At 59.8% G+C, this 23155-nt stretch carries 28 protein-coding genes and 1 tRNA gene; 7 read left to right on the top strand and 22 right to left on the bottom strand.

Translation table 11 applies throughout. The annotated features are described in order from the left end of the window. The first annotated feature begins 196 nt into the window (after positions 1-196). Positions 197-1180, top strand: coding sequence for a phosphoribosyltransferase family protein (locus QMX85_RS11440; protein WP_282340944.1), 984 nt, complete (start codon positions 197-199; stop codon positions 1178-1180). A 35-nt stretch (positions 1181-1215) separates the two neighbouring features. On the opposite strand, the gene QMX85_RS11435 is transcribed toward QMX85_RS11440, so the two are convergent. From QMX85_RS11435 to QMX85_RS11425, 3 genes are all read right to left on the bottom strand, one after another. Continuing rightward, entirely contained in the window at positions 1216-2130 is a 915-nt protein-coding gene (locus QMX85_RS11435; RefSeq protein ID WP_282340942.1) for an AraC family transcriptional regulator, read from the bottom strand. Between the two features lie 142 nt (positions 2131-2272). Next, a complete protein-coding gene (locus tag QMX85_RS11430; protein ID WP_282340941.1) occupies positions 2273-2968 on the bottom strand; it encodes a fumarylacetoacetate hydrolase family protein in 696 nt (231 codons plus the stop codon). A gap of 103 nt (positions 2969-3071) precedes the next feature. Continuing rightward, positions 3072-3965: a LysR substrate-binding domain-containing protein gene (locus tag QMX85_RS11425; RefSeq protein WP_282340939.1), complete on the bottom strand. Its 894-nt coding sequence runs from the start codon at positions 3963-3965 to the stop codon at positions 3072-3074. A gap of 138 nt (positions 3966-4103) precedes the next feature. Between QMX85_RS11425 and QMX85_RS11420 the strand changes: the two genes are divergently transcribed. Together QMX85_RS11420 and QMX85_RS11415 are read left to right on the top strand one after the other, a co-directional pair. Then, positions 4104-4715, top strand: coding sequence for a glutathione S-transferase (locus QMX85_RS11420; protein ID WP_282340936.1), 612 nt, complete (start codon positions 4104-4106; stop codon positions 4713-4715). Positions 4716-4751: 36 nt separating this feature from the next. Beyond that, positions 4752-4988: a DUF1127 domain-containing protein gene (locus QMX85_RS11415; RefSeq protein WP_282340934.1), complete on the top strand. Its 237-nt coding sequence runs from the start codon at positions 4752-4754 to the stop codon at positions 4986-4988. Positions 4989-5012: 24 nt separating this feature from the next. On the opposite strand, the gene QMX85_RS11410 is transcribed toward QMX85_RS11415, so the two are convergent. From QMX85_RS11410 to QMX85_RS11400, 3 genes are read right to left on the bottom strand one after another with little or no spacing between them, the layout of a single operon-like run. After that, the gene (locus tag QMX85_RS11410) at positions 5013-6533 is read right to left on the bottom strand and encodes a DHA2 family efflux MFS transporter permease subunit (protein WP_282340958.1); all 1521 of its coding nucleotides are present in this window, start codon (positions 6531-6533) and stop codon (positions 5013-5015) included. 38 nt (positions 6534-6571) lie between these two features. Next, positions 6572-7702: an HlyD family secretion protein gene (locus QMX85_RS11405; protein ID WP_282340932.1), complete on the bottom strand. Its 1131-nt coding sequence runs from the start codon at positions 7700-7702 to the stop codon at positions 6572-6574. Next, complete coding sequence (locus tag QMX85_RS11400) at positions 7699-8235, bottom strand: helix-turn-helix domain-containing protein (protein WP_282340930.1); 537 nt, start codon at positions 8233-8235, stop codon at positions 7699-7701. Before QMX85_RS11400 ends, QMX85_RS11405 begins: the two co-directional genes overlap by 4 nt. Positions 8236-8547: 312 nt before the next feature. Here QMX85_RS11400 and QMX85_RS11395 point away from each other — a divergent pair. Further along, positions 8548-8621, top strand: a tRNA-Gly gene (locus tag QMX85_RS11395). 25 nt (positions 8622-8646) lie between these two features. Here the strand turns inward: QMX85_RS11395 and QMX85_RS11390 are convergent. The 11 genes from QMX85_RS11390 to QMX85_RS11345 form a co-directional block, all read right to left on the bottom strand. Next, on the bottom strand, positions 8647-9678 hold the full coding sequence (locus tag QMX85_RS11390) for a tyrosine-type recombinase/integrase (protein ID WP_282340928.1): 1032 nt from the start codon (positions 9676-9678) through the stop codon (positions 8647-8649). After that, positions 9678-10955 carry a hypothetical protein gene (locus tag QMX85_RS11385; protein ID WP_282340926.1) on the bottom strand — a complete coding sequence of 426 codons (1278 nt, stop codon included), beginning with the start codon at positions 10953-10955 and terminating at the stop codon, positions 9678-9680. The genes QMX85_RS11390 and QMX85_RS11385 overlap by 1 nt, the downstream gene beginning before the upstream one ends. Positions 10956-11097: 142 nt before the next feature. Beyond that, positions 11098-12270 carry a zonular occludens toxin domain-containing protein gene (locus QMX85_RS11380; RefSeq protein ID WP_282340924.1) on the bottom strand — a complete coding sequence of 391 codons (1173 nt, stop codon included), beginning with the start codon at positions 12268-12270 and terminating at the stop codon, positions 11098-11100. A 10-nt stretch (positions 12271-12280) separates the two neighbouring features. Continuing rightward, a complete protein-coding gene (locus tag QMX85_RS11375; RefSeq protein WP_090228924.1) occupies positions 12281-12607 on the bottom strand; it encodes a DUF2523 domain-containing protein in 327 nt (108 codons plus the stop codon). Continuing rightward, positions 12607-13890, bottom strand: a complete 1284-nt coding sequence (locus QMX85_RS11370; protein WP_282340919.1) for a virulence factor TspB C-terminal domain-related protein — start codon at positions 13888-13890, stop codon at positions 12607-12609. Before QMX85_RS11370 ends, QMX85_RS11375 begins: the two co-directional genes overlap by 1 nt. Positions 13891-14043: 153 nt before the next feature. After that, positions 14044-14286 (bottom strand): major capsid protein, encoded by a 243-nt coding sequence (locus QMX85_RS11365; RefSeq protein WP_090228926.1) that lies wholly within the window; start codon positions 14284-14286, stop codon positions 14044-14046. 16 nt (positions 14287-14302) lie between these two features. Beyond that, positions 14303-14512, bottom strand: a complete 210-nt coding sequence (locus tag QMX85_RS11360) for a hypothetical protein (RefSeq protein ID WP_090228929.1) — start codon at positions 14510-14512, stop codon at positions 14303-14305. After that, positions 14509-14697 (bottom strand): hypothetical protein, encoded by a 189-nt coding sequence (locus tag QMX85_RS23495; RefSeq protein ID WP_348775231.1) that lies wholly within the window; start codon positions 14695-14697, stop codon positions 14509-14511. Before QMX85_RS23495 ends, QMX85_RS11360 begins: the two co-directional genes overlap by 4 nt. A gap of 13 nt (positions 14698-14710) precedes the next feature. Next, a complete protein-coding gene (locus QMX85_RS11355) occupies positions 14711-15097 on the bottom strand; it encodes a DNA-binding protein (RefSeq protein WP_282340915.1) in 387 nt (128 codons plus the stop codon). Positions 15098-15534: 437 nt separating this feature from the next. After that, positions 15535-16170 carry a DNA cytosine methyltransferase gene (locus QMX85_RS11350; RefSeq protein WP_282340914.1) on the bottom strand — a complete coding sequence of 212 codons (636 nt, stop codon included), beginning with the start codon at positions 16168-16170 and terminating at the stop codon, positions 15535-15537. A gap of 7 nt (positions 16171-16177) precedes the next feature. Next, a complete protein-coding gene (locus tag QMX85_RS11345) occupies positions 16178-16471 on the bottom strand; it encodes a DUF5447 family protein (protein ID WP_282340913.1) in 294 nt (97 codons plus the stop codon). Here QMX85_RS11345 and QMX85_RS11340 point away from each other — a divergent pair. Further along, a complete protein-coding gene (locus tag QMX85_RS11340) occupies positions 16470-16703 on the top strand; it encodes a hypothetical protein (RefSeq protein ID WP_282340911.1) in 234 nt (77 codons plus the stop codon). The two genes, QMX85_RS11345 and QMX85_RS11340, sit on opposite strands and share 2 nt — an antisense overlap. Before the next feature lie 62 nt (positions 16704-16765). Here the strand turns inward: QMX85_RS11340 and QMX85_RS11335 are convergent, their stop codons facing one another. After that, positions 16766-16984 (bottom strand): DNA-binding protein, encoded by a 219-nt coding sequence (locus tag QMX85_RS11335; protein WP_282340909.1) that lies wholly within the window; start codon positions 16982-16984, stop codon positions 16766-16768. Between the two features lie 126 nt (positions 16985-17110). Here QMX85_RS11335 and QMX85_RS11330 point away from each other — a divergent pair, with 126 nt between their 5' ends. Beyond that, positions 17111-17383, top strand: a complete 273-nt coding sequence (locus QMX85_RS11330; RefSeq protein WP_282340907.1) for a hypothetical protein — start codon at positions 17111-17113, stop codon at positions 17381-17383. A 132-nt stretch (positions 17384-17515) separates the two neighbouring features. After that, positions 17516-18232: a hypothetical protein gene (locus QMX85_RS11325; protein ID WP_282340905.1), complete on the top strand. Its 717-nt coding sequence runs from the start codon at positions 17516-17518 to the stop codon at positions 18230-18232. Between the two features lie 147 nt (positions 18233-18379). Here QMX85_RS11325 and QMX85_RS11320 read toward each other — a convergent pair whose 3' ends face one another. The 4 genes from QMX85_RS11320 to QMX85_RS11305 form a co-directional block, all read right to left on the bottom strand. After that, entirely contained in the window at positions 18380-19237 is an 858-nt protein-coding gene (locus QMX85_RS11320) for a hypothetical protein (protein ID WP_282340903.1), read from the bottom strand. A gap of 111 nt (positions 19238-19348) precedes the next feature. Further along, positions 19349-19723, bottom strand: a complete 375-nt coding sequence (locus tag QMX85_RS11315; protein WP_282340901.1) for a hypothetical protein — start codon at positions 19721-19723, stop codon at positions 19349-19351. An 87-nt stretch (positions 19724-19810) separates the two neighbouring features. Continuing rightward, positions 19811-20671 (bottom strand): hypothetical protein, encoded by an 861-nt coding sequence (locus QMX85_RS11310; RefSeq protein WP_282340899.1) that lies wholly within the window; start codon positions 20669-20671, stop codon positions 19811-19813. A 324-nt stretch (positions 20672-20995) separates the two neighbouring features. After that, positions 20996-22942 (bottom strand): EAL domain-containing protein, encoded by a 1947-nt coding sequence (locus tag QMX85_RS11305; protein ID WP_282340897.1) that lies wholly within the window; start codon positions 22940-22942, stop codon positions 20996-20998. Positions 22943-23155 lie beyond the last annotated feature (213 nt).

Genomic DNA, 23155 nt, shown 5'->3' with positions numbered 1-23155 from the left:
CGGACTTCTCCGGTTTGATCGGGAGTCCGCGAAGTGCAGTCCGATGCGTATATGACCACTACGACATAGTCGTTCCCAACAAACAGGGAAGTCGCCGAGGTTACCCCCTCCGATTACCGAACGATGCTTTGCGGCCAGCCCCGCAAGGCGCTTCCGTTTGTCGTCAAGAAGGATTCTGCGCCCAGGAGTTTCGTGCATGAACTACAGAAGCATCAACGACGTGTCCTACCTGTCCACGCGCTTTGCAACCCGCATTCCGCCTGATGTAGACCTCGTCGTGGGCATTCCGCGAAGCGGCATGCTGGCCGCCAGCATCATCTCCCTGAAACTCAATCTTCCGCTGACCGATCTCTACTCGTTCCTGCGCAACGACGACCTGAGGAAGGGCAGTACCCGGACCTACAAGTTCGCGTCCCGGAGCAAACCGCAGGAGGCGAAGAAGATTCTTCTGGTGGACGACAGCATCTCTACGGGGAAGTCCATGCAGGCCGCGCTGGAGCAGGTCAGGGCGGCCTATTCCGGCGACGTGGTGAGTCTGGCGGTATTCGCCCAGAGCGATAATACCGCGCAGGTCGATGTGCACTTCGAAGCTGTCCCGCAGCCACGACTGTTCGAGTGGAACATCATGCATCACCCGTTATTGATGTCCGCTTGTCTGGATATCGACGGCGTCCTGTGCGAAGACCCCACTGCCGAGCAGAACGACGACGGCCCGCGTTATATCGAGTTCCTCAACACGGCCAAACCGCTGTTCATTCCCTCCACCAAGGTGGCCGCGCTGGTCACCAGCCGGTTGGAGAAATACCGTGGCGAAACCGAAGCGTGGCTGGCCCGCCACGGGGTTCAGTACGAAACCCTGTGCATGGTCGACCTGCCTTCGGCCGAGGAGCGGCGGCGCCTGAACATCCACCACAAGTTCAAGGCCGAGGTCTACGGCAAGAACCTCAGCTCGCGGCTGTTCATCGAGAGCGAGGAATTCCAGGCGCAGGAGATCATGCGCATCACCGGCAAACCGGTGTTCTGCATCGCCACCAACCAGATGTACGTGGCCGGCAACCTGCTGCAGCAGATCAAGCTCAACGCGCTGCGCAAGGGTGTCGGGCTTAAGCGCCGAATCAAGGATCGCCTGAAGAAGCTGCGTGCACTGGTCTACCCCAAGCCTCCGATGGAGAACGTCTGACAGAAGAACGGCGCCGCAGGGCGCCGTTTTTTTGTTCAGGGTTTCGCGCCCCGTTGCTGCTCGCGGCGGAACTGTCCTGGCGGCATGCCGTGGCGTTTGCGGAAACAGCGCGAAAAGTAGGCTTCGTCGGTGAAGCCACAGGCGAGGGCGACGTGGGCGAGGGGCTTGTTGCCGTTGATCAGGTGGGTGCGCGCCAGGCGCATGCGGCGCTCCAGCACCAGTTCGGAGAAGCTGCTGCCGGTTTCCTTGCGCAGCAGGTGGGTGAGGTAGTTGGGAGACAGAAACGCCGCCGCCGCGGCGTCCTTGAGGTTCATCCGCGGATCGAGCAGGTGTTCGCGGATGTACCTGGACACCCGGCTCATGGCATCCCGCCGGCCGCGCTTCTCGGCCTTGTTCGCCGACAGCGCCAGCAGTTCGTCCTGGTAGCGCGCGCAGACCAGGCCGATCAACTGCAGCAGGTAGCCCTTGAGGATCAGCTCGGAGCCGAAGCGGCGCGCGCTGTCCACCGCGCGCATCCGCTCCAGCAGTTCGGCGACCGGGCCGAATTCGTCGTCGTCGAGGATGAAATCCAGGTGCTCCTGGAAGCGGAACGGCGCCAGTTCCTGCGCCTCGCTGAGCGGAATGTCCTCCAGGTCCAGGGCGTCGCAGCGCACCTGCGGCAGGAGGAACTCCTGGGCGAAGTTGATCAGCACGAAGTTGCCGTCTTCGGGGTGCGGGATCACGTGCAGGCGATGCGGCAGGATGAACGCCAGGGTGTTGCGCGGGAACGGGCGGACCGCGCCGCCGATGTGCTGCAGCGTGTCACCGCCCAGGTTGATCTGGATCTGGAAGTACTCGTGCCGGTGTGGCGCGGTCAGCGCCGGGCGCGCCTGCTTGTCGCGGATGTAGAAGTCCGCGCGGTCGCTGCGTTGGTGCATGCCGTACGTGGGCACGCGGGACGGATCGGGCATGTTCGGCGTAACCGGAATCTCGGGCGGTGAAGGCCGCAGGGTGATAGTGGAGGGCGAGCGCAGGTGCGCTGCGCCATCCTACCTGCTTGTGGGAGCGCCTTGGTCCCGGAGAGTTCGCGGGTTCGCCCGCTGCGCGCGGGAATCAGCGTGCGGCGATGCCCAGGCTGAATTCGGCGATGCCCTCGATGCCGCCTTCGAGGCGGTCGCCCGGTTGCAAGGCGCCGACGCCCGCCGGAGTGCCGGTGAAGATCAGGTCGCCGGCCTTGAGCTGCACCGATCGCGAGAGATGGGCGATGACGTCGCTGACCGGCCAGATCTGCTCGGCCAGGTCGCCGCGCTGACGCTCCTCGCCGTTCACCTCAAGCCAGATCGCGCCGCGCTGCGGATGCCCCGCCACGCTCGCCGGCACCAGCGGGCTGCAGGGCGCGGAGCCGTCGAAGGCCTTGGCCCATTCCCAGGGGCGGCCCATCTTCTTGGCCTGCGCCTGCAGGTCTCGGCGCGTCAGGTCCAGGCCGACCGCGTATCCCCAAACGTGATCCAGCGCCTGCGCGGGGTCGATATCGACCCCGCCCTTGCCGATCGCCACCACCAGTTCCACCTCGTGGTGCAGGTCGGCGGTGAGCGGCGGATAGGCGAGGGTGCCCTCCGCCGGGACGACCGCGTCGGCCGGTTTCATGAAGAAGAACGGTGGTTCGCGGTCCGGATCGTGGCCCATCTCGCGCGCATGCTCGGAGTAGTTGCGCCCGACGCAGAACACCCGGCGAAGCGGGAAGCGCGCGGACTGGCCGGCGACGGCCACCGAGGGCAGGGCGTTGGGGGCGATCACGTAGTCACTCATGGCAGGTCTCCTGTCGGTTTGCCTGCCAGAAGTGTGCGCAACCCGTCCGGCGCCGGGTTGGAGAGAACTACGCGGGTCTTGGACGGAGCAACGCAGATAGCGCCTAGTGGCTCAGCTGCGCCAGATAGAGCGCGACTTCCTCCTCCAGCCAGCCGGCGAATTCCTCCTGCTTGCGCCGGCTGCTTTCGCGCGGTGGCCAGACCAGCCAGTACGGATGCGCATAGGGCACCGCGATCGAGGTCAGTTGCACCAGTTCGCCGCGTTGCAACGCGGCGTGGACCAGGCTGCGGCGCTCCAGGGCGATGCCCTGCTGCAGCCGGACCGCTTCCAGCACCAGGTTGGAATCGTTGATCCACAGGCCCGCGCTGTCGGACGGCTCCTCCACACCGGCCGCCTGGCACCAGCGCAGCCAGGGCTCGCCGGTGCGGATCAGTGGCAGACGCATGGCCGCTTCGGGGGTGTCCGGCAACTCGCCGCCGTTGAGCCGTGGCGAGGCGACCAGGATCAGTTCGTCGTCGAACAGCTTCTTCTGCGTCGCCCCTTCCCAGTTGCCCTGGCCCATGCGGATCGCCACGTCGATGGCCTCCTGGCGGATGTTCTGCAGGCCCAGGCTGGCCTGCAGGCGCACCCGGTAACGCGGGTATCGCGCCTGGAAACCCGGCAGGCGCGGCAGCAGCCAGCTCAGCCCGAAGGAGGGCACCACGGCGATCACCAGGTCGTCGCGGCCGGGGCGATCCTGCACCAGCCGCGTCGCCTCGGCGATGTTCGCCAGCGCGTGGCGAATCTGCAGCGCATACAGCCGGCCGTCCTCGGTCAGCGTCAGGCCGCGGCCCTCGCGGACGAACAGCGAAAGGCCGAGCAACTGTTCGAGCAGCTTGATCTGCTGGCTGATCGCCGAATGGGTGACGTGCAGCTCACCGGCCGCCAGGGTGATGCTGCCGAGGCGGACGACAGTTTCGAAACTGCGCAGTGCGGAGAGCGGGGGAAGTGTGGTCATGTAAGCAAATCTAACAGAATTGCTTAATTTCTATCGATTTTCGCGCGGCCGATTAAGCGCTAATTTAACTGCCATGGAGCCGCCATGAGGCGCTCAGGGAAACAGCTTGGCGCTATCGACACCCAAAGGAATTCGTTAATGAAACTAATAGGTATGCTGGATTCGCCCTACGTCCGCCGTGTCGCCATTTCCCTCCGGCGGCTGGGCATTGCCTTCGAGCACGAGCCGCTCTCGGTGTTCAGCACCTTCGAGCTCTTTAGCCAGATCAACCCCGTGGTGAAGGCGCCGACACTGGTCTGCGACGGCGGCGAATCGTTGATGGATTCCACACTGATCATCGACTACCTGGAGGCCTTCGCCGGACCGGGCCGCAGCCTGATGCCTTCCGCACTCCCAGAGCGGTTGCGCGCGTTGAGGGTGATCGGCCTGGCGCTCGCTGCGGCGGAGAAGACTGTGCAGATCGTCTACGAGCAGAACCTGCGCCCGGTGGAGAAACAGCACGCGCCCTGGCTGGAACGGGTCAACGGCCAACTGCTCGCGGCCTACGCCGAGCTGGAGGCCGAACTGGTGCGGCGGCCCTTGCAGGGTGGCGAGACGATCGGCCAAGACGGCATCACCGTCGCTGTCGTCTGGAGCTTTACCCGCATGATGCTCGGCGATGCGGTCGATGCCCGCGCTTATCCCGCGCTCGATGCCTTCGCCAGCGAAGCCGAGCGCCTGGCGATATTCCTCGAAACACCGGCGCGTTAGCCGCCCGAAACCCCGCCTGCGCGGAAGGAGGCTGCGATGAAAAAACAACAGAAGGGCTATGCGCTGGTGATGCGCGGGCAGCTATCCCCGGCATCGCGCCCCCCGTACTGGCGCCGGCTGCTGGCGCTGCTGGCGCGCTGGCACCGCCTCGCGGCGCAGCGTCGTCACCTGGCGAGCCTCAGCGACGCGACGCTGAAGGACATCGGCCTGACCCGCGTGGACGTCGAGCAGGAATTCAACCGCCCGTTCTGGGACGACCAGCCGCGTGGCTGAAGGGATGCGCGCCAGCGCTTCTGCTCAGTGCGCATCCGCCGACGGCGCGGCCGGTGGCACGACCTTGTGCATCAGCGGCACCAGCGCGGTGGCGACGATGAAGCAGCACATGATGGTCAGGAAGGCATCCGAAAAGGTCTGCGCCTCGCGGTAGGTCAGCAGCCAGAGTTGGCGCAGGGCGGCGGTGCTGCCTTCGATGCCGCTCTGGCCAAGGCTGGCGAAGTTGTCGCCGACCTGGTCGAGCCAGCGGTTCAGTGCCTCGTTGCTGCTGTTGAGGTGTTCGGCCAGGCGGGTGAAGTGCAGGTTGGTACGGTCGTTTAGCAGGGTGGCGCAGGCGGCGATGCCAATCGCGCCGCCGAGGTTGCGCATCAGGTTGAACAGGCCGGACGCGTGCTTGAGGCGCGCCGGAGCCAGCGCGCCGAGGGTCAGGGTAACCGCCGGCGGCACCGCCAGTTGCTGGGCCATGCCGCGCAGGGCCTGCGGCAGCAGCAGTTCCCGGGCGCCCCAGTCATGGGTGAGCGGCGAGAAATCCCACATCGACACGGCGAACAGCGCCAGGCCGGCCATCAGTATCCAGCGCAGGTCGATACGGTTGGCGAGGAACGCGTAGAGCGGAATCGACATCACCTGGAACACACCGGTGGAAAACACCGCGAGTCCGATGTCCAGCGCGCTGTAGCCGCGCACCCGGCCGAGAAACAGCGGTGTCAGGTAGATGGTGGCGAAGAGGCCAATGCCGGTGACGAAGGAAAAGAAACAGCCGAGGGCGAAGTTGCGCTCCTTCAGTGCGCGTAGGTCGACGATCGGATTCGATACGATCAGGCTGCGGCTGACGAAGGCCAGGGCGGCGACTGCGGAGATCCACGCGGTGGCGACGATGGTGCTGTCGCTGAACCAGTTCCAGCGCGGGCCTTCTTCCAGGGTGTATTCCAGGCAGCCGAGGAAGATCGCCATGAACGCCATGCTGGCGTAGTCGGCGCCCCTGAGCAGCGACAGGTCCGGCTTGTCGATGCGCACCAGCATCGGCACCGCGACGGCGACGAAGATGCCCGGCACCAGGTTGATGTAGAACACCTCTGTGATCCAGCCGCCGATCACCGGCCCGAGGGTTGGTGCCAGCGACGCGATGGCGCCAATGGTGGAGGCGGCGATGACCTTCTGCTTGCCGCTGAAGAAGATGAACGCCGAGGTGAACACCATCGGGATCATCGAGCCGCCGAGGAACCCCTGCAGCGCGCGGAAGGCGATCATGCTCTGGATGTTCCAGGCCAGGCCGCAGAGCAGGCTGGTCAGGGTGAAGCCGATCGCTGAGGCACAGAACAGCCAGCGCGTGGAGAACACCCGCGACAGCCAGCCGGACAGCGGGATCACCACGATCTCCGCGATCAGGTAGCTGGTCTGTACCCAGGCGGTCTCGTCGGCGCCGGCGGAGAGCCCGCCGCCGATGTCGCGCAACGAGGCGGAGACGATCTGGATATCCAGCAGCGCGATGAACATGCCCACGCACATGGCGGCGAAGGCGAATACCTTCTGGGTGGTGGGCATGCTGGCGGCATCGAATGCCGGGGCGCCGGCGACAGCGCTCACGGCACGCTGGCCAGCGGCGCGGAGGCGGCTTCGGCCTGCGCCCTGGTGTCCACCGACGCGGTCACCGAAAGCCCTGGCCGCAACTGGCCGAGCAGGCCGTCGGCCGGATCGAGGATCACCCGCACCGGGACGCGCTGGACGATCTTGGTGAAGTTGCCCGTGGCGTTCTCCGGGGGCAGAACGCTGAATTGCGCGCCGGTCGCCGGCGCCAGGCTGTCCAGGTGGCCATGGAACTCGCGGCCGGGCAGCACGTCGGCGCGTACGCTCACCGGCTGGCCGGGACGCATCTCGGCCAGCTGGTCTTCCTTGAAGTTGGCATCCACCCAGAGCCCGCTTGCCGGCACCACCACCAGCAGCTGCGTACCGGCAGCGGCATAGGCGCCGACCCGCGCACGGCGGTTGCCGATCACCCCGTCCACCGGCGCGCGCAGTTCGGTGTAGCTCAGGTCCAACTGCGCCATCTCGCGTTCCGCGGTTGCCTGCATCAACGCGGCGCGAGCCTGTTGCTTCTGCGTGGCGATCACATCCAGCTGGCGCTGGGCGGCGAGCAGCCCGGCTTGGGCCTTGGCCTGGTTCGCCTGGGCGGTCTTGTAGGTGGCTTCCACGCGCTGCGCGTTCTCCACTGAAACGGCGTTCTTGCTGACCAGCGAGACGTAGCGCCGGTTGTCGTTGCGCGCGCGGTTCTGCTCGGCGCTGGCGGATTCGATATCCGCACGGGCCTGGGTGATCAGCGCCTGCTGCAGGTTCAGCGTGGCGTCCAGATTGGCCAGCAGCGCCTGCTCGGCCGCCACCGCACCCTCGGCGCGATCCAGGCGTGCGCGGTAATCGCGGTCGTCGATCTTCACCAGCAGGTCGCCAGCGCGGACCTGCTGGTTGTCGGTCACCGGCAACTGGGTGATGTAGCCGGCGACCTTCGGCCCGATCACCGTCACGTCACCACCGATGTAGGCATCGTCGGTGTGCTCGATGAAACGACCAACCTGCCACCAGTGCAGCGCATAGAGTGCCGCAGCGACCAATAGGGCGATCAAGGCCAGCAGGGCGACGACGCGTTTGAACGGCTTGCCGCGCGCAGGTTTCAGCATGGCGGCCTGGGTGGCGGGCTCGATGCCGCTCAGCGAAGTCATGGCAGGGTCACCGAGGTGGAGGGCAGCTGGGTATCACGTTCGGCGCGCCGCCGCCGGCCGCTGTCCAGCCGCCGATGCAGGGCTTCGTCCGCCGCCGGGCCTGGGCGCACCACGTGCCGCTCACGACTGATGGGCGCGCCGCTATGGGCGTCGATCAGTTGCAGGCGCACGGGCTGCTCGCTGGCCTTGTCGGCAAGCAACACGCTGGTGCCGCCCTTGGCAAAATGCCTGTTGCCCCAGTCCATCAGGGTCAGCAGCACCGGCCGGAAGTCACGGCCACAGTCGGTCAGCAGGTAATCGTGGCGCAGCGGCTTTTCGCTGTAGATGCGGCGCTCCAGCAACCCGCTGTCGACCAGCCCGTTGAGCCGCCGGGTAAGCATGTTCGGTGCGATGCCGAGGTTCTTGCGGAAATCGTCGAAGCGGCTCAGTCCGTAGAAGGCATCGCGCAGGATGAGGATGCTCCACCACTCACCGACATGCTCGAGGCTCCGCGCGACGGGACATAGTGTGCTCTGGAAGCGGGTCTTCTTCATCGCGAATGATTCTGGGTTTTAAAATTACGGTCATAATCTAAATGGGTGGATTTCACTCTGCAAGAGACTATCTTGAATTTTTCGTCGAGATGGACTTCATGCGAATCACGCGAAAATGCCGGCGCCTGCCCTCGGATGAGCGGCTATTTCACGGAAGATCAACGGGTTATGAAGGTACGCAGGCGCTGCTCTCGCGGCAGCAAATCTCCACTAAACTGACGACGCGCCCCACGGCCAGCCGCGGCCTTTGCCTGTCCAACCGCCGAACGCGCTTCAATTCCCAAACGCTTTCTGGTAAAAAGAGCGCCCTCAGCGGGCGTCGTATAATGGCATTACCTGAGCTTCCCAAGCTCATGACGAGGGTTCGATTCCCTTCGCCCGCTCCAGAATCGCTATGTTAAGGCCCTGTTTTTACAGGGCTTTTTCGTTTTCGGCGTTTGCTGGTGTCGAATAAGTGTCGAAATCAGCCATTGGCCCGAGCCTGATCGCATCATTCAGATGATCCGGAGCGAGGTGCGCATAACGCATCGTCATGCTCAGTGAGGCGTGGCCCAGGATCTCTTTCAGCGTAACGATATGCCCACCGCCCATGATGAAGTGCGCGGCGAACGTGTGCCGGAGAATATGGCTGGATTGGCCGCGAGGCGGGTTGATCGATGTCGCCAGCAGGATCTTGCGGAAGACGCCGATGCAGTTACTAAAAGGGCCATGCTGGTTCCAGTGCTGGCGGATCGCGTCAATCAGGGAAGGGGAGACCGGTACCACTCGGACCCGCTTCGACTTGGTGTTGGAGAAGACCAGGGAGTTGCCCTTGATGCTGTCCGGCCGGATCGCCTGAGCTTCACCCCAGCGAGCGCCGGTAGCGAGGCAGATGCAGGCGACCATAGCGGTATGGGGCGCGGTCTGGCGCGCGCGTAGCGCATCGAGTAGCTCGGCGATTTGCGGCTTGGTCAGGTAGGCCAGCGGGCGTTCTTGCAGGCGAATCGGGCGAATGCGGGTGAAAGGGCAGGGATAGTCAATCACGTCGAGCTTGTGCAGTTCGTTGTAGACGGCTTTCAGGTAGCCCAGGCGATTGTTCGCGGTCTTGCCCGTTATGCCGTTGGAGATCCAGCGTGCGCGTACCGCGGCGACATGTGAGCCCTCGACGGATCGGCCGAGCGGGTCACCCATTGTCTTTGCCGTGGCTTTGAGAATGGCATGACGCCGTACCCCATCTGACAGCGATACTCCGTGCAGATCGAACCACAGTGTGACCAGCTCGGAGAGGCGACGCCTGTCTTTCGGCCTTGGTGCCCAATTGGGCGTATCGATGCACTTCGAACGGCACGTCGCTTCGAAGCGCTGGGCTTCGCCCTTGGTCTTGAGCGTCTTGCGGAATCGCTTTCCCTTGATCGGCTCAACATCGACACGCCAGCGGCCGTCAGGCAGTTGCTCTATCGCCATCAGACAGCCCGGCCCCATCGAACCGTTCGTTCCGTCAGAAGCTTCTGGACGTGCTTGTAGATATCGCGCTCAGTCTTTCCTTTGTCGGCGTAATGATCTCGGATTACCGGCCAGCACTCCCACTCCCGGAGGCTGGCGAACGCCTTTTCCGCGCCGATCCGCTCCCTTGAAACCAGGCTGATGAAGTTGCCCAGGAACAGTTCGACGTTCTTACCGCTGAAGCCCTTGGAGGTCTTGAAGTGGCGTTTGTAGTAGGTCTGGCCGAGCAGCGATTCGACCGGGACGGAGACGTGCACGTCGTGCCGCATCAAGGTCCAGAAGGCGTCGAAGACGCCCTTACTCGAACACAGCCGGAAGGACTCCAGACCGTACTGGAAGAGCCCGTCGAGGTGGCCGGCGAGTTCGGCATAGGTGGAGCTTTCCAGCACGCGGCCAGCGCATTCGGAGCCGTCTGCGAACTGCTGGACGATGGAGTGATGGAAGCGCAGTTCGATCCGCCAGACAGGCGCGTCAGGGTCGTAGTTCTGCGGGTCTTCGGCGTCGAACGGGTTGTCCAGGCTGGCCCAGGTGGTGCGCCAGTAGTCGAGCTTATCGATGGCATACGCTTGCAGCGTTTTGTTGTAGATCGCCAGCTGAATGCCCGAGGCAGAACCGAACAGGAAGGATTGCCCACGACCGTAGCTGACAGCTTCGCCGTCGTAGTGAATCTCCTTGATGCCGGAGAGGTCGCGGCGCGTTCGGGCGCGGCACAGTAGGCGGTCGATCAGATCCGCGGGTGGCGTCCAGCCTTGCACGTCCAGGGCGAGATGCACGGCGCACTGATTGGGCTCGACGAATTCCAGGGCTTCGGTTGCGAAGCGGTCCATCCACTCTTGCAGCACGGCGGGCGTGCAGGACTGGATGGCATGCGGGCTCACTTCGATCTTCATGTGGGCGCCGATCACATCGACCTTCACGTTGAAGTTTTTCAGCAGCAGGACGAAACCGAGGTCGGCGTTTTGCAGTTTGAATTGGTAGCCGGAGTCACGGCCAACGCGTCCGGCGTGCCACTGGTGACCGGCGAACTCGACGAGGCCCGGTTCTTCGACCAGGACGAGCACATCGGGACGGATGCGGCCCCGGTAGAGTTGGCGGACGGTATCGACGCGGCAGCCGAGCAGCTTGGCGTTAGATAGATCGGTCATTTTCAAAGAGTTGGGATCAATGAAAAGGCGACCGTGCCTATCTTCGAGTGCGTTCATTGGATTGAGGCGAATTTGATCTACTGCCTTTCTCATTTAAATCTCCAGTAATTGCCAAAAAAGACAACTTCAAAAACTAGTTATAAGACGTGCTACAGGGACGTCCCCTGCGCGCCCCTTTCGCGCGCCCGCTCGTGCCTCGCTCGGCGAGCGAAAGGGGCTTCACCACGCGCAGGCATCACCACAGGAACTTCCCTTTTTCGTAGGGGACCTGGGTCAGGCGCGGTGCGATGACGGTTGGCTGCAAGCGTTCGCTGGGCGTGAACGAAGGCTGGCCGGGTGACTGCGGCGGGATCTGCGCCGTGAGTTGGCCCCGATCGGGAATGGTCGGATCGAAATAGCCGTCCTGGGCAACGCTCATGCAGAAGTCGAAGGCCGTCTGTATCTTCGTGACCTGCTGGCTGTAGCACTGGCAGGCCGTGCCGTTCCGAACGGTGGAAGCGGGCCGCTTGGCTACTAGCACGGGATCCGTCGTGGAGACGCAGTAGAGCTTGGGATGCGAGACCGGCGCGGAGAGTCCGTCATAGATCGGCGCGGTAGAGGGCACGTCAGGAATGCGCGGTAATCGCTTGGCAATGTATTGCGCGGGCGTTTGCACCGCCTCGGCCTGGGACGTACCACCCACCGGATTGATCAGCGAGCTGACCGCCGATTGCACCTTCTGTGCGGCGCTGGCATCTGCCGCGCGAGGCGAACTAGGCGCCGCTGGTTGCGTACCCTCCAGGTAACGCGAATACGCCCTGAAGACGACGAAAGGCACAACGACCAGCACGGCGCAGGCGATCAGGAATTTCTTCGAGGGTTTGAACTTGAAGTGGTGTTCGGCATTGGTGGAGCGATAGACCCCGAAGTATTTCTTGTCGAGCTTGATGTGGGTCTTGTCGCTGTCCTTGAAGCTGGTTTTGACCTCGACCTTTTCCACCACTGCCTCGCTTTCGAAGCGCAGCAATTGCTGGGACTTGAACACCCGCCAGTAGTGGATATGCCCATTGCACAGGCGGCGAAGGTGCACGTCGATGTAGCGCGGATCCTGGGTAACCAGATGCACTTCGTGCCCATGATGGCGCATGGTTTCGAAGCGGCTGACGTACTCCGGGGGCTTCTGACGCGGGTCGCGGATGCCGAACCAGCCCTGCGCCTCATCGACGACGATGATGGCGTTCTCCGGCAGCTCGAACCACTTGTGCGGATCCTCGAACTCGAACCATGACGCTTTGAGCAACTCAGGCTTGAGGCCAGCAACATTGTGGAAGTAGACAACACGGCCTTCCTTGAGGGCCTTTTCATCGACTTCCCGGATGGTGTTCAGGGTCTTGCCATGGCCGGGTTTACCGGTGCGGATATAGAGCATGGTTCAGTCCTCAAGCCTCTATCGAAGTGCCACCCGGTGCCCGCCAGACCTGTGCCCGTTTGCGGTCCTGAAGCTTGTTCAGGCCGGACAACACCATGCGCGTGGTAATGGCGGAGAAGTAGATGTTGATGGCGACGTCGATCTTGGCCAGGCCGAGGATCTGCTGGACGACCGCACCGGCCCCGCTCATTTGCGAGACGATGTAGTTCATGGCCTGATCGATGATCAGGTTCGAGCCGAGGTAGGAAACGAAACCGATGCCGATGGCCTTCATGACCATCTGGATAAGTGGCATCAGGATCATGATCAGCAGTTGAACGCCGTAGAGAAATTGCATCATTCACCTCCAAAGGCGCGGCCGACGTAGAGCGCGCCGAAAACAGTGGCGACGATCACGATCAGGTAGCTCAGATCGGATGCGAGGCTGCACAGGGGGTCGTAACTGATGGCGAACGTGCGTCCGCCACCGGTGCTCAGGGAAAAGGTTTTGGCGGTCGGGCAGCTCGAGGGGAGGAAGCGGGTTTTGCCTTCGATGAAGCTGGGCACCCGAACCTCATCGTCGGCACCCGGCTTGAATTTGTCGCCCTGCAGCTCGGCCTTGATCTGGTTCTTGTACTTGCCGTAGTCGTCCTGATCTTCGGTATGGCAGCGCAGCGCCTTTTCCTGGCGCAACGTGGCGCACTGCACAGCGTCGCCGGAACACTTAAGGTCGGAGCCGCACGCATCGCCGGATACGCTAGGCTTGTCATCGCCGCCGTCATCGCCTTCACCACTGCCTGTGCCACCATCCCCGCCACCAGAGCCGGATCCATCACCAGAGCCGGAGCCGGAGCCGGAGCCGTCACCAGAACCACCACCACTACCACCGCCAGAGCCTCCACCGCCGTTGCCGCCGTCATCATCACCGCCGTCATCGCCGTTGCCGCCATCACCGGGGTTATCAGGGTTGCTGGGCGTGCAAACCTCGCCGGTGGAGGGGTCGCAGACGTGAGGCGGATTCGGAACGCAGACAGACCCACTCCAGGAGTAGCCCTCGCCGCATGAATCCTGATGAGGATTCGGGTCCTGCCCGGCTCCAGGGCCACCAAGCGACGGTGTTCCTGTGTTGCCCTTCTCACCGGTGAAAGTGCCGATGCCCTGGCAATATCCAACGTTCGAACCATCATTCGCAGGCGAGCACGTAAACGACGAGATACTTACTTGGCACCCTTCAATATTGCCTGTATCGCCAATGCCGCTTTGATTGCCGTTTGTTAGATATCCAGTTACAGACAAGCCCCAACTAACGGATTCACCAGCCTTAGATGCGCACATGTTCGGAGCTGGAACACATTCGCCGGTTGCATCGTTATATGTGTCGTCAGCATTAGGGCAATTAGTGCCGGAGCGGCCAACAACCCATTCACCTCGCCCGTCAGGGAACTTGCAATAGAACGTCCCGTTAGGCTGTTTGACCGCGCTAACAGTCTGCCCAACTTGCGCAGAAACAGCGGCACAAGCAGCAGCGGGAGATGCGCCAGCACCCCAAACAGTACCGTTAAGAACGGCCTTCCACACATAGTTATCAGCGAATGAAGACGTAGAAAATAAAAGAACAAGTGCAAGAAGGATCGCCTGCATATTAGACCCGCCCAAAGAACAAGAGATAAAAGGCGAGTGAAGTCAGAATCAGAACGTAAACTTGATAACTCATGGCGATATCCAGAAAAAGAAAACCCCGCCGGAGCGGGGTCTACTTGCTTCGGCACGTATGAGGTGCAGGAACGGATGGCGTCACAGGGCGCGGCGCATGTACTTGAACGCCACGGCCGCCACGATCACGGCGAAAACCGCCCAGCCGATGGTGCCGACGTCGGTCTTGGCAGTATCGAGCGCCCCCGTGGCATCGGCCGGAACAGCGGCATGTACTTGCGCGGCCAGCGCCAGGGAGCCGGCAGACACACCTGCAGCGAGACGACCAGCGCGCCGGCCGTAGGTGTAGGCGGCGTTTTTCAGTTGGGTTTGGAGTTGTTTCATTGCGGTATACCTCGAATCAAAGGAGTTTTTTCAGGACCAGAAAACCGAACACGATGGCGAACAACGTGATGATGTCGCCGCGTAACTCGGCCACTTCGTCCCAACTAAGCGCAGTCCCGAATTGGGTCTGCATTTCCTCGCCGGTGATGCTTTGCAGCGTGCCCGCGCAGATGGATTCACCACCGGCACCGACCTGCCACGAGCCGTCACAGGCGAGGAAATTCATGCGCACGCCCCGTGAGGCAGTGCGGCGATAACGGGGGTGGTGTTTTCCCAGCAGTCAGGGCAGACGGCGAAGTGCGGCGGTAGTCGCAGATCCGGCAGCAGGTCGGCTTGCGGCGCCGGCTGGCAATACAGCTTGCCCATCGGGGCGCCGCAGCAATCGCAAAAGACCTCATCCAGGAAGATCACCGTCCACCCCCGATCAGGACTTGGCCGCGTCGCTGGCGGATGCCTGCGCGTTCGGGCGGGTCTGTTGCTGACGCGGGGCGGGTTCGTCGTGGACGATGGCGACGATGACCTGTTTGTTTTCGATCCGGCCGTATTGGTCGCGGGTCGGGCGCACGGCGGTTTCGAACTTCATCTTCACTGGGCCTTGGTCGAAGTTGATCTGTTCGAGCACGGCCGGGTCGCAGTTGTAGCCGGTGAATTCGAAGCCACGGGCGTTGGGGCGCTCTTTCGAGCCCTTCGGAATCGGCGAGAAGCCTTGCAGGCTGGCGAACACTTCGCCGGTGTCTTTCTTGGCGTACCAGTCGCTTTGAACGACGAGAATTTCCAGGGTGGCTTTTGCAGTCGGAATATCGAACATCATGGTTTCGTACCTCAGTTAAATGCGCTTGGTTGCGCGGTCGGTTAATTAGCCGTGAACTCGATTGGCGAAATTTGGCGTGAGGAATCCCCCGCCCTTAACTCGGGCCTTTTCAAAGTTGCTGGCTGTCTTGCGTTACTTCGGTTGTTCTTTCACACCAAGGGCTTTGCCCTTGTCATCCCACTCTTGCCGCCGAGGGCTCAGGAGCGCGGGGCGGTGGAGCTGCCCCACTCTCCAGCGCTGAGGCTGTATCGGGTCGGGGTGGGTCAAGGGTTCGCTCCGCCCGGCGTTCCGTTCGACTGGACGATGAAGCCTGTCCAGACGAGCCGGTACGGCGGCCCCTGACCTCATCGGGTTCGGGGGCGTCTTCACCGGGGAGCAGAAACAGCACCAGCAGCCAACCCGTGAACGCCAGTGCGAAAAAGAGCGAGTCGGGGACTTCAATGGGTGACATGACACATCTCCTGTATCCGGCCCTGCGGTACACGCTCAGCAGCGAGCTGCCGTAGTACATAGCGCCCCCACTGATCGGCGATGGCATCAGCGATCCCCTGATAGGTACGGGAGCGGTTCTTCCAGCGATCCGGGCCGGGCGCCATGTGGTGCACGACTGGCGAGCGACCGTCCACCACATCGGTTGGAGTGAGAAGCGGCAAGCTCTCAAGCCACCAGCAGGTGCGCTTGACCTCACCGTGGCCGAACTGCCAGGGCTGAATAGTCTGGTCCGGTTTGCGGATGTGGCTGGAAATCACCGAAACGGGGTTCTCCAGCGCCTTGAACGGAATGGGCGCAGCGAGCAGCGTCCGGACAAAATCGAGGGCGCGTTGCTGGCGGCCATCAGCGATCTTGGCGGCAAAGTGGCGCGCACCGGACACAGCCAGGTCAGTACACGGCGGATGTGCAATCAGCAGATCCCAGCCCCAGTCGAGCACGTCCAGAACATCGCCCTGGATGTGTTCGCCTTCGGTTTCGGATGGCAGCAGGTCACAGCTGACCGCGTAGAAACCGATGGCGGTCAGGGCATCACGTACGCGTCCGGAGTATTCGCAAGCGATCAGAGCGGTTGGCTGTGTCATCAGGCAGTCACTCCAACTCGAACGGCTCGTGCACCGGGACGAAAGGCGTCGGCTTGCCGCTGTCGTAGACAACGCTCCAGAACTTCGGGGGACGCCTGGACGGCGTGTGTTTCGCGCAGAAGGAGGCCGTCTGGCAGTACCAACGGCCATCGACCTGATACGGCTCGCCACGGGGCGTGCAGTCGGGACAGGGTGTGCACGGGGAGGGCGCGCAGTGACGAAAAGCGGCTTTTGACCAGCACACAGAGCAGGAGCAGTCCGGCGCGTGGGTAATCCGCAGGTAGCTGACCAGAGTCGTCATGCTGGGCTACCTCCGGTTGCGGCTTTTTTGCACGCTCCAGGCGGACACTGGCGGGCATCACCGGGCCGGCGTTACAGGCATCAGGGAAGGGATCGCCATCGTGAGCGAAAGCGGATTCAGCCAACTTATCGAGACGGAACCACTCATCAAGCGAAATCAGGCCGGACGTATGCAGAGCGGACGTGAAGCCATAACACCGGCCAAGCCGGATACCGACTGTGAGCGCGTCTGACATCGACGAGCCAGCACGGAGCACAACAAGCAGGCGCAGCAGATCGCGCAGGATGGTGTCATTCATGCCGTCCACTCCTTTTCCAGCAGCTGTTTGCCCAGGAGTGCGACGTTGACCAGCACGTGTTTGCCGACCTTGTGCGAAGGGATGTAGCCGTTACGAATCCAGCCCCAAACGATGTCGTGCTCGCCTTCCATGCGAATCCAGTTAGCGAATTGACGCCACGGCATCAGCGGCGGGGGAGAGAGCAGGTCCTTGAGCGCGAGTTCTTCCAGTTCCATGGTGTTTGCTGCACTATGTTGGTCAATGTTGGGACGCTAGATGCGAGCCCTTCCGTAATCTACGTCTGTAATATACAACAGCTCGTGGAATGGTTGTACCTTACAAATGTAAATTACAAGATCATTATGGAATCAATTGACGACCGCGTTAGATCACTTGTCGATAAGGCAGGCATGGACGAGCTTGTAAAAAAGACCGACATAAGCAGCACGCGTTGGCGGACGGTGCGCTATGACAAGCGCACACGGATCAGCACCCAAGAAGTTGAAGCGCTAACTCGGATATACCCGCAGTACGCTTTATGGATCGCGAGCGGCAAGACTGCTCCAGAGTGTGGGCAGACCAGTCCGGAATACGACGAAGCAAACAGAAACTTGACCAGTCAAAACGCGGGATAGCAATCACGCAAGAAACAGCTAGGCGATGGTACGCCCGAAGGAAGTGTCAAGGATGAACAACAAAGCGCTAATGACGGACCTGCTTCTTTTCAATACATGCGAATACATGCGACCCAAGGAGAGGGTTTTTAGATGAAAGCTGATAGAGACGATGGCCCAGCCTTTCTAAGGCCGCAGAAAAAGAACCATCTTCCTTTTATTGTTGCGCTTATAACTACATCCGCGATTTTCTGGACATTGGTTGCGCTGTACGGGAAACCTATAGTCATAGACCTAAACATGCTTTGGGCCGCAATAAATCCGAAGAAGCCAGCGCCGGCTGCACAAACAACCTATCAGAGTCAGTTTCCAGAGTTCGAAGAAATCAAACCGAATAAAACAGCCGAAGAGCTGTTTTGGGCGAGTGTGAACGAAAAGCAACAACAGCAGCCGAAAGTCAGGCAGACCGAATTCAACGACAGCAACTACACGCCAAAGCAGCCCGCAAACATCGTAACCGCCCAGGTAACCACCCAGGCGAACACATATCAACGCTCAACCCAGCAGCCGCAAGCCACAACAAGCCGGACCGTAGACTACGACAGTCACTGGGTGGATAAGTGGAGCGGCGGTGCACAGTATCTGGCAAAGTGGACTGCCATCAATAACTACATCGACGGAACTACAGTCTGCGCCAACCATAAGCGCGGATCGATCGATTATCGGGAATGTCGCAAGGGCGCCAAACAGTACTTCAAAGAGCAGTGCCGCGTGTGGGATGACAGGTGGGAAAACGACCGCAGCCCCCACAGCGACCGAATGAAACAACGGTATTGCGTGGCGGCTAGCAGCTTTAATCCAATGGGCTAGACGCAATAGTAGTAAATCGAAATATCATGCCTAACGCCCGCTTCGGCTGTGCCAAAACAGGAGTGCTTTTGTGTTAATGTTTGAACGCTTCGAGTGACACAAAACGCGGAGGTTTTGGCATCAGGCTACAAGCGTTTGTTAAGCACTTTATTGCAGCTCTATATAAATGCGATAAATACTACCTTTATAACGCTCGCCATAAACTTGATAGCCACCGTCACCATGTACAGTTCTAACACAGATTCCTGCTCCAGTATGCCCCTTGGCAAACTTTAGTTCAGCGTAGCCCTCTTTAGACGAACTTGCGTACAATGCCCCAGGCAATGAATAAGTATATTCACGCTCCAACTCCAGCTGCACAAACTTTTTATCGGCTATGAGCTGGTTTGGCGTTTGGTTTAAGTCATCAATGTTTTCTTCGTAATGATTAAAATCTACGCCCAAACGATATAGCTTTCCTGTAGGGGTATACTTGTAGATACGGGGATCTTCATATTCAATATCAGTTCGCCATTCTTGCTCTACATACTGAGGGTCAGTTATTAATATAGAAGCCGAATCGACGAATATTTCGCCAAGATGTTCAATCTCAATATCGCTTTCAGGAATAACAATATCTTCATCAGAGTCCAAATCATAGTAAGTTAACGCCCTGCCGAGATAGGTTGCATTCTCTAATTGCTCTCTTAGCCGAGTTACCTCTGCTGTTTTTTGGCCAAGAAGCTTTATATTGCTCTCACGATCTTGGTCCAGGCGCTCAATCTCTTCTTCACGATGTTTTATTCTTTTTGCTAGAACTTCCTCTATATACTCCGGAGTCTTCTTTTCAAAATCTTTCGCTTTGTCTTTCCAAAATGTGAGGTTCTTTTCAACTATCTCAATTTGCTCATCTTTCTGTGCGAGCGTTGCTCTAATATTTTTTACATATGCCGTATATATCCAGCCGGCCACCAATAAGGCGAATCCATTGGTTCCTATTTGTATAAAACTTAGAGTTTCACTCATGAATACCTCATTGATGCTTAGCGTTTGTACTAACCGGCGAGCAAAAGCGTAGTTTTTGCGAGTCCAGTGAGCGAGGCGAACGGGGTTGAGCACATTGTTATGCACTCGCTGCTAACTACCAGTGCTGTTGAGTATGAAGTGTTCGATTTCGTCTTCAGTTAGACCGTGTTCTTTCGGGATGTACCCATAACAGCTAAAAGGGACTTCTGGATTATTTTGAGGTTTATTTATTGCCATTGTTGCAATTCTGATTGCGTCTGCCATTTTCTCTTTATTTTCAAGTTTGGTTAGCATGGACTCTAAGGACTGTTGTGCTGCCATTCCGGCTTGGTGACCCAGGAAGCTTGAGCTTCTATTGTAGAAGTGGTTCATGCACACGATGGCTATAGTAATTTTTTGATACTCAGGATCAGGCTCTTCCGTGTAGGTAGTTGCTTGAGCCGGAAGGTGGATTAGTGCAGATAAAAATAGAATTAATTTCCACATGCTTAGGCAGCGTAGGCACATAACGTTTGGTTAAGGGGCGGGCTTGAGCCCGTCCCAGTGAGCGAAGCGAACGGTTTGAACCATTTATTAAGCATTAATTGTTGACGCTATTACATAATTAATAAAAGCTGAGCAGCTTATCAACATAAAGCGAGCGTCGGCACTTGTGAGATTATTTTCTTCCATAAGCGCGTGACGAATACCACCCGAGTCGTTTGTGTAACCATATAGTGAGCTAAACGCCGACCTTAGAGCGGGATGCATTAGCTCTTTATTTTCCAAAGCCTTTAAAGCCGACCCTAATGTAGCCTTTTCTTGGCCGCTAACAGTTCTGCACAAACTTTCAACTGCAGAAATTGACTCTTTTATCGAGTTTCGGTAGTCCGGATTTACACGATCGCTCAGCATTGAAATTGCGGTGCTGAGATGCTGTCGCACTCCGTAATAAGGAGTTGAGCTAGATATTGCATCTTCAATCTCTTCAATCTCATCTGATGAGCTAATTTCAGCAATTTTCCCATCGACGAAGCGATATGCTGAGTTTTCTCTTTCAAGAAATATGTTGCATGTTTTAATGAAATCCTCTTTATTTTTTTCCGGGCCGTATGCCGCGATAGATTCGATAAAGTCGTATATCTCATACCAGTGGGCGGAGAAAAAATAACGTCTCAGTACCCCAAGTCCATTGCTTTCATCATAAAAAAACGTTGGTATGGTATCGATTGGCTTCTTGAAATAATGCAACCATAGGGATTTGAATAAAATATTTAAATTGCTTCTGGAGATATAGTCTGATCGGCTACCCATATCAAGCCGGGGGCGGTTGAAATTCTTCCAATAAAATACGGTGAGAGCATTCCATAGTGAATTCTTTAACTCTTCATCAATAGAGTCGATCTGAAGTGTCTTTCCTGTCGGGGTTAACCCTTTTCTTTGGGAAAATTTCAAGTTTTTCTCCGGCCGGATGCCAACGTTTGACGTGAGGTACGCTATGGCTACTGGTTAATCCTGTCTAGCTGGCATGTCGAAAAAGTGTCGAAATCACTGGCTATAGAACGCCAGCAGCTACCAGAACGGGCGGATGTGAGGGCTTGTACTAGCTAGTTTTGACCAGCATAGACCCTCTACGAACAGCGCTCGAAACGGGTTCGATTCCCTTCGCCCGCTCCAGAATCGCTTTGGCAAGCCCCGTTTTTCGGGGCTTTTTCGTTTTCCGGGGGCAGGTTGCGGGGCGGGAAGGCTCTGGCGATTGCTTGCGGGGGATTCGTGGGCCTAGCTCGATAGCCGCTCCACACGGGCCTGCCCCAGCCAGGCCAGCGTTTCGGCGGCGGGGATGGGGCGGCTGAACAGGTAGCCTTGTACCTGGGTACATCCCAGGCTGGTGAGGGCGGCAAGCTCCTCACGGGTTTCGACGCCTTCGATAACGCACTCCAGATCCATGTCGTGGGTCAGGCCCACCAAGGATTTGACGATCTTGAAGGTCGCCGGATTGTGCTGGATGCCGGCGACGAAGCTGCGGTCGATCTTCAGCTTGGTGAGGGACAGGGCGTGCAGCTGGCTGAGGCTGGAATAGCCGGTGCCGAAGTCGTCCAGCGAGATGCCGCAGCCCAATTGGCGGAACTGGATGATCGCGCGCTGCATCTGCGCCATGTCCTGGACGATGGCGGTTTCGGTGATCTCCAAGTCAAGGCGGGCGGGGTCGAATCCGCTGTCCCGGATCAGCGCGATGATCTGCTGGACGCTTTCGTGTGACCCACAGTCGATCGCGGAGAGATTGAAGGAAAGGCGTATGCCCTCCGGCCAGGCGTGGGCTTCGCGGAGCGCCTTGCCGAGCAACGGAGGCGTCAGCCGGCTGATCAGGCCAGTGTGTTCGGCCACGGGTATGAACACCCCGGGCGCGACCTGACCCAGCTCGGGGCTGTTCCATCGGGCCAGCGCCTCGAATGCCACAGTTTCCTGGCTGTGGCTGTTGAGGATCGGCTGGAACAGGACGTAGAACTCGTCCTCCATGTCGGCGCGACGCAACGCCTGCTCGGTCATGGCGTCGCGATGCAGTTGTTCGTGGTGGCTGGCGGAGAACAGGCAGACGGTGCCCGGATTGCTGCGTTTGCCCTGGTACAGCGCGTAATCGGCGTACTCATAGAGCTGCGTGGTGTCGGAGGCCGAGCCGGGAAACGTGGCGATGCCCAGGGTCGCTCCGATGTGGATGGGCACGTCGGCGAGCATGAACTCGGTGCGCAGCAGACCGCAGGCCTTGCGGCCGAAGGCCTGCAGCGATTCGTCGCTGAGGTCGTCCTTCATCACCAGCGCGAACTCGTCGCCACCCAGCCGCGCCACGTGCACGGTCGGGCTGGATAGTTCCAGCAGGCGTTCGGCGACCAGCGTCAGCACCTTGTCTCCGACGCTGTGGCCGTACAGGTCGTTGACCGGCTTGAAGCCATCGAGATCGAGAATGCCGACCGCCAGGCGTTTGCGATTTTTCAATGCCTCGGACGCCGCGTTATCGAGGGTGGTGAAGAATTGGCGCCGGTTCGGCAGGCCGGTGAGGCTGTCCAGATTGGCCAGGCGAAGGTTCTCGTTGCTCAGCTGCTCGGTTTTTGCCTGTACGTTCACCAGGCTGGTGAAATCGCGGTAGTTGTTCTGCAGGACGATGAGCATCGCCGACGATACCAGCAGGATGTTGATGGACGTCGCGATGAACGTCGGGTTATGGGTGGAGGCGAAAAACACCACGAACGCCACGTCGACCACCAGTGTGGTGATCAGCGCCGCCGAGCGCAGGTGCATCAGGCAAAAGATGCAGACGATCACCGTGATGCCCATGAAAAACGCCACATGGGCCTGGGCGTAGGCATCGCCATAGGGATAAAGGGCCAGGGACCAGGCCGTGAATCCGGCGGCAATGAACGGCGCCAACTGATTCGTGCGCGTCAGGGTGGCGAGAATGTCGGCTTCGGAAACCGGATCGTTCCGGTTGCGCCACCAGATCTGCGCACGCCGGAAACTGATGATCGTGAGCAACGCCGGCATTGCAAGGGTCAGCCAGCCAGGCGCCGTGTCGAAGTGGGTGACAGCGAGCGCCCAGGTATTCACCAGTAGGATGAAATACATCATCGGCAGCTGGCGGGACAAGGCGACGTACTGGGCCTTCAACAGCCGAGGATTGTCGCCGGGCACCGACATCACTGTCAGCCACAATCCCTTCACTCTTCCTATCATTGCAGCGCTTCTCTGCCGCTTGAATGGGGGCCGGATCAGTCTGCGGTCCGGGTCATTGGTCATGAACGATCCAGCTTCCCAACCTCCGTTTCCGGCCGCTCCGGCCCTATTGAAATGGAGCCGGTGAGTGACTTCAAGCGTAGCACAGCCCCCGTCGTTCGGCGGTTCCGGAGGCGAGGTAGCTAAGCGGTGGACAGGTGCGCCGTCGCTTCG

It is taken from the genome of Pseudomonas sp. PS02288, assembly GCF_029959715.1.
GTDB lineage: Bacteria > Pseudomonadota > Gammaproteobacteria > Pseudomonadales > Pseudomonadaceae > Pseudomonas_O > Pseudomonas_O kuykendallii.
Note: the sequence above shows the minus strand (reverse complement) of the source record. Positions and strands in the feature narration are given on the sequence as shown.

Coding starts and splice junctions, on each gene's coding strand:
- QMX85_RS11330 (WP_282340907.1), top strand. CDS start 17,111: ATGGAATCAATTGACGACCGCGTTAGATCACTTGTCGATAAGGCAGGC.
- QMX85_RS11400 (WP_282340930.1), bottom strand. CDS start 8,235: ATGAAGAAGACCCGCTTCCAGAGCACACTATGTCCCGTCGCGCGGAGC.
- QMX85_RS11365 (WP_090228926.1), bottom strand. CDS start 14,286: ATGAAACAACTCCAAACCCAACTGAAAAACGCCGCCTACACCTACGGC.
- QMX85_RS11435 (WP_282340942.1), bottom strand. CDS start 2,130: ATGCCCGATCCGTCCCGCGTGCCCACGTACGGCATGCACCAACGCAGC.
- QMX85_RS11375 (WP_090228924.1), bottom strand. CDS start 12,607: ATGCAATTTCTCTACGGCGTTCAACTGCTGATCATGATCCTGATGCCA.
- QMX85_RS11305 (WP_282340897.1), bottom strand. CDS start 22,942: ATGATAGGAAGAGTGAAGGGATTGTGGCTGACAGTGATGTCGGTGCCC.
- QMX85_RS11335 (WP_282340909.1), bottom strand. CDS start 16,984: ATGGAACTGGAAGAACTCGCGCTCAAGGACCTGCTCTCTCCCCCGCCG.
- QMX85_RS11425 (WP_282340939.1), bottom strand. CDS start 3,965: ATGACCACACTTCCCCCGCTCTCCGCACTGCGCAGTTTCGAAACTGTC.
- QMX85_RS11385 (WP_282340926.1), bottom strand. CDS start 10,955: ATGAGAAAGGCAGTAGATCAAATTCGCCTCAATCCAATGAACGCACTC.
- QMX85_RS11315 (WP_282340901.1), bottom strand. CDS start 19,723: ATGTGGAAATTAATTCTATTTTTATCTGCACTAATCCACCTTCCGGCT.
- QMX85_RS11350 (WP_282340914.1), bottom strand. CDS start 16,170: ATGACACAGCCAACCGCTCTGATCGCTTGCGAATACTCCGGACGCGTA.
- QMX85_RS11370 (WP_282340919.1), bottom strand. CDS start 13,890: ATGCAGGCGATCCTTCTTGCACTTGTTCTTTTATTTTCTACGTCTTCA.
- QMX85_RS11320 (WP_282340903.1), bottom strand. CDS start 19,237: ATGAGTGAAACTCTAAGTTTTATACAAATAGGAACCAATGGATTCGCC.
- QMX85_RS11410 (WP_282340958.1), bottom strand. CDS start 6,533: ATGCCCACCACCCAGAAGGTATTCGCCTTCGCCGCCATGTGCGTGGGC.
- QMX85_RS11440 (WP_282340944.1), top strand. CDS start 197: ATGAACTACAGAAGCATCAACGACGTGTCCTACCTGTCCACGCGCTTT.
- QMX85_RS11355 (WP_282340915.1), bottom strand. CDS start 15,097: ATGATGTTCGATATTCCGACTGCAAAAGCCACCCTGGAAATTCTCGTC.
- QMX85_RS11380 (WP_282340924.1), bottom strand. CDS start 12,270: ATGCTCTATATCCGCACCGGTAAACCCGGCCATGGCAAGACCCTGAAC.
- QMX85_RS11340 (WP_282340911.1), top strand. CDS start 16,470: ATGCTGGGCTACCTCCGGTTGCGGCTTTTTTGCACGCTCCAGGCGGAC.
- QMX85_RS11345 (WP_282340913.1), bottom strand. CDS start 16,471: ATGACGACTCTGGTCAGCTACCTGCGGATTACCCACGCGCCGGACTGC.
- QMX85_RS11325 (WP_282340905.1), top strand. CDS start 17,516: ATGAAAGCTGATAGAGACGATGGCCCAGCCTTTCTAAGGCCGCAGAAA.
- QMX85_RS11430 (WP_282340941.1), bottom strand. CDS start 2,968: ATGAGTGACTACGTGATCGCCCCCAACGCCCTGCCCTCGGTGGCCGTC.
- QMX85_RS11405 (WP_282340932.1), bottom strand. CDS start 7,702: ATGACTTCGCTGAGCGGCATCGAGCCCGCCACCCAGGCCGCCATGCTG.
- QMX85_RS11415 (WP_282340934.1), top strand. CDS start 4,752: ATGAAAAAACAACAGAAGGGCTATGCGCTGGTGATGCGCGGGCAGCTA.
- QMX85_RS11390 (WP_282340928.1), bottom strand. CDS start 9,678: ATGGCGATAGAGCAACTGCCTGACGGCCGCTGGCGTGTCGATGTTGAG.
- QMX85_RS11420 (WP_282340936.1), top strand. CDS start 4,104: ATGAAACTAATAGGTATGCTGGATTCGCCCTACGTCCGCCGTGTCGCC.
- QMX85_RS11360 (WP_090228929.1), bottom strand. CDS start 14,512: ATGAATTTCCTCGCCTGTGACGGCTCGTGGCAGGTCGGTGCCGGTGGT.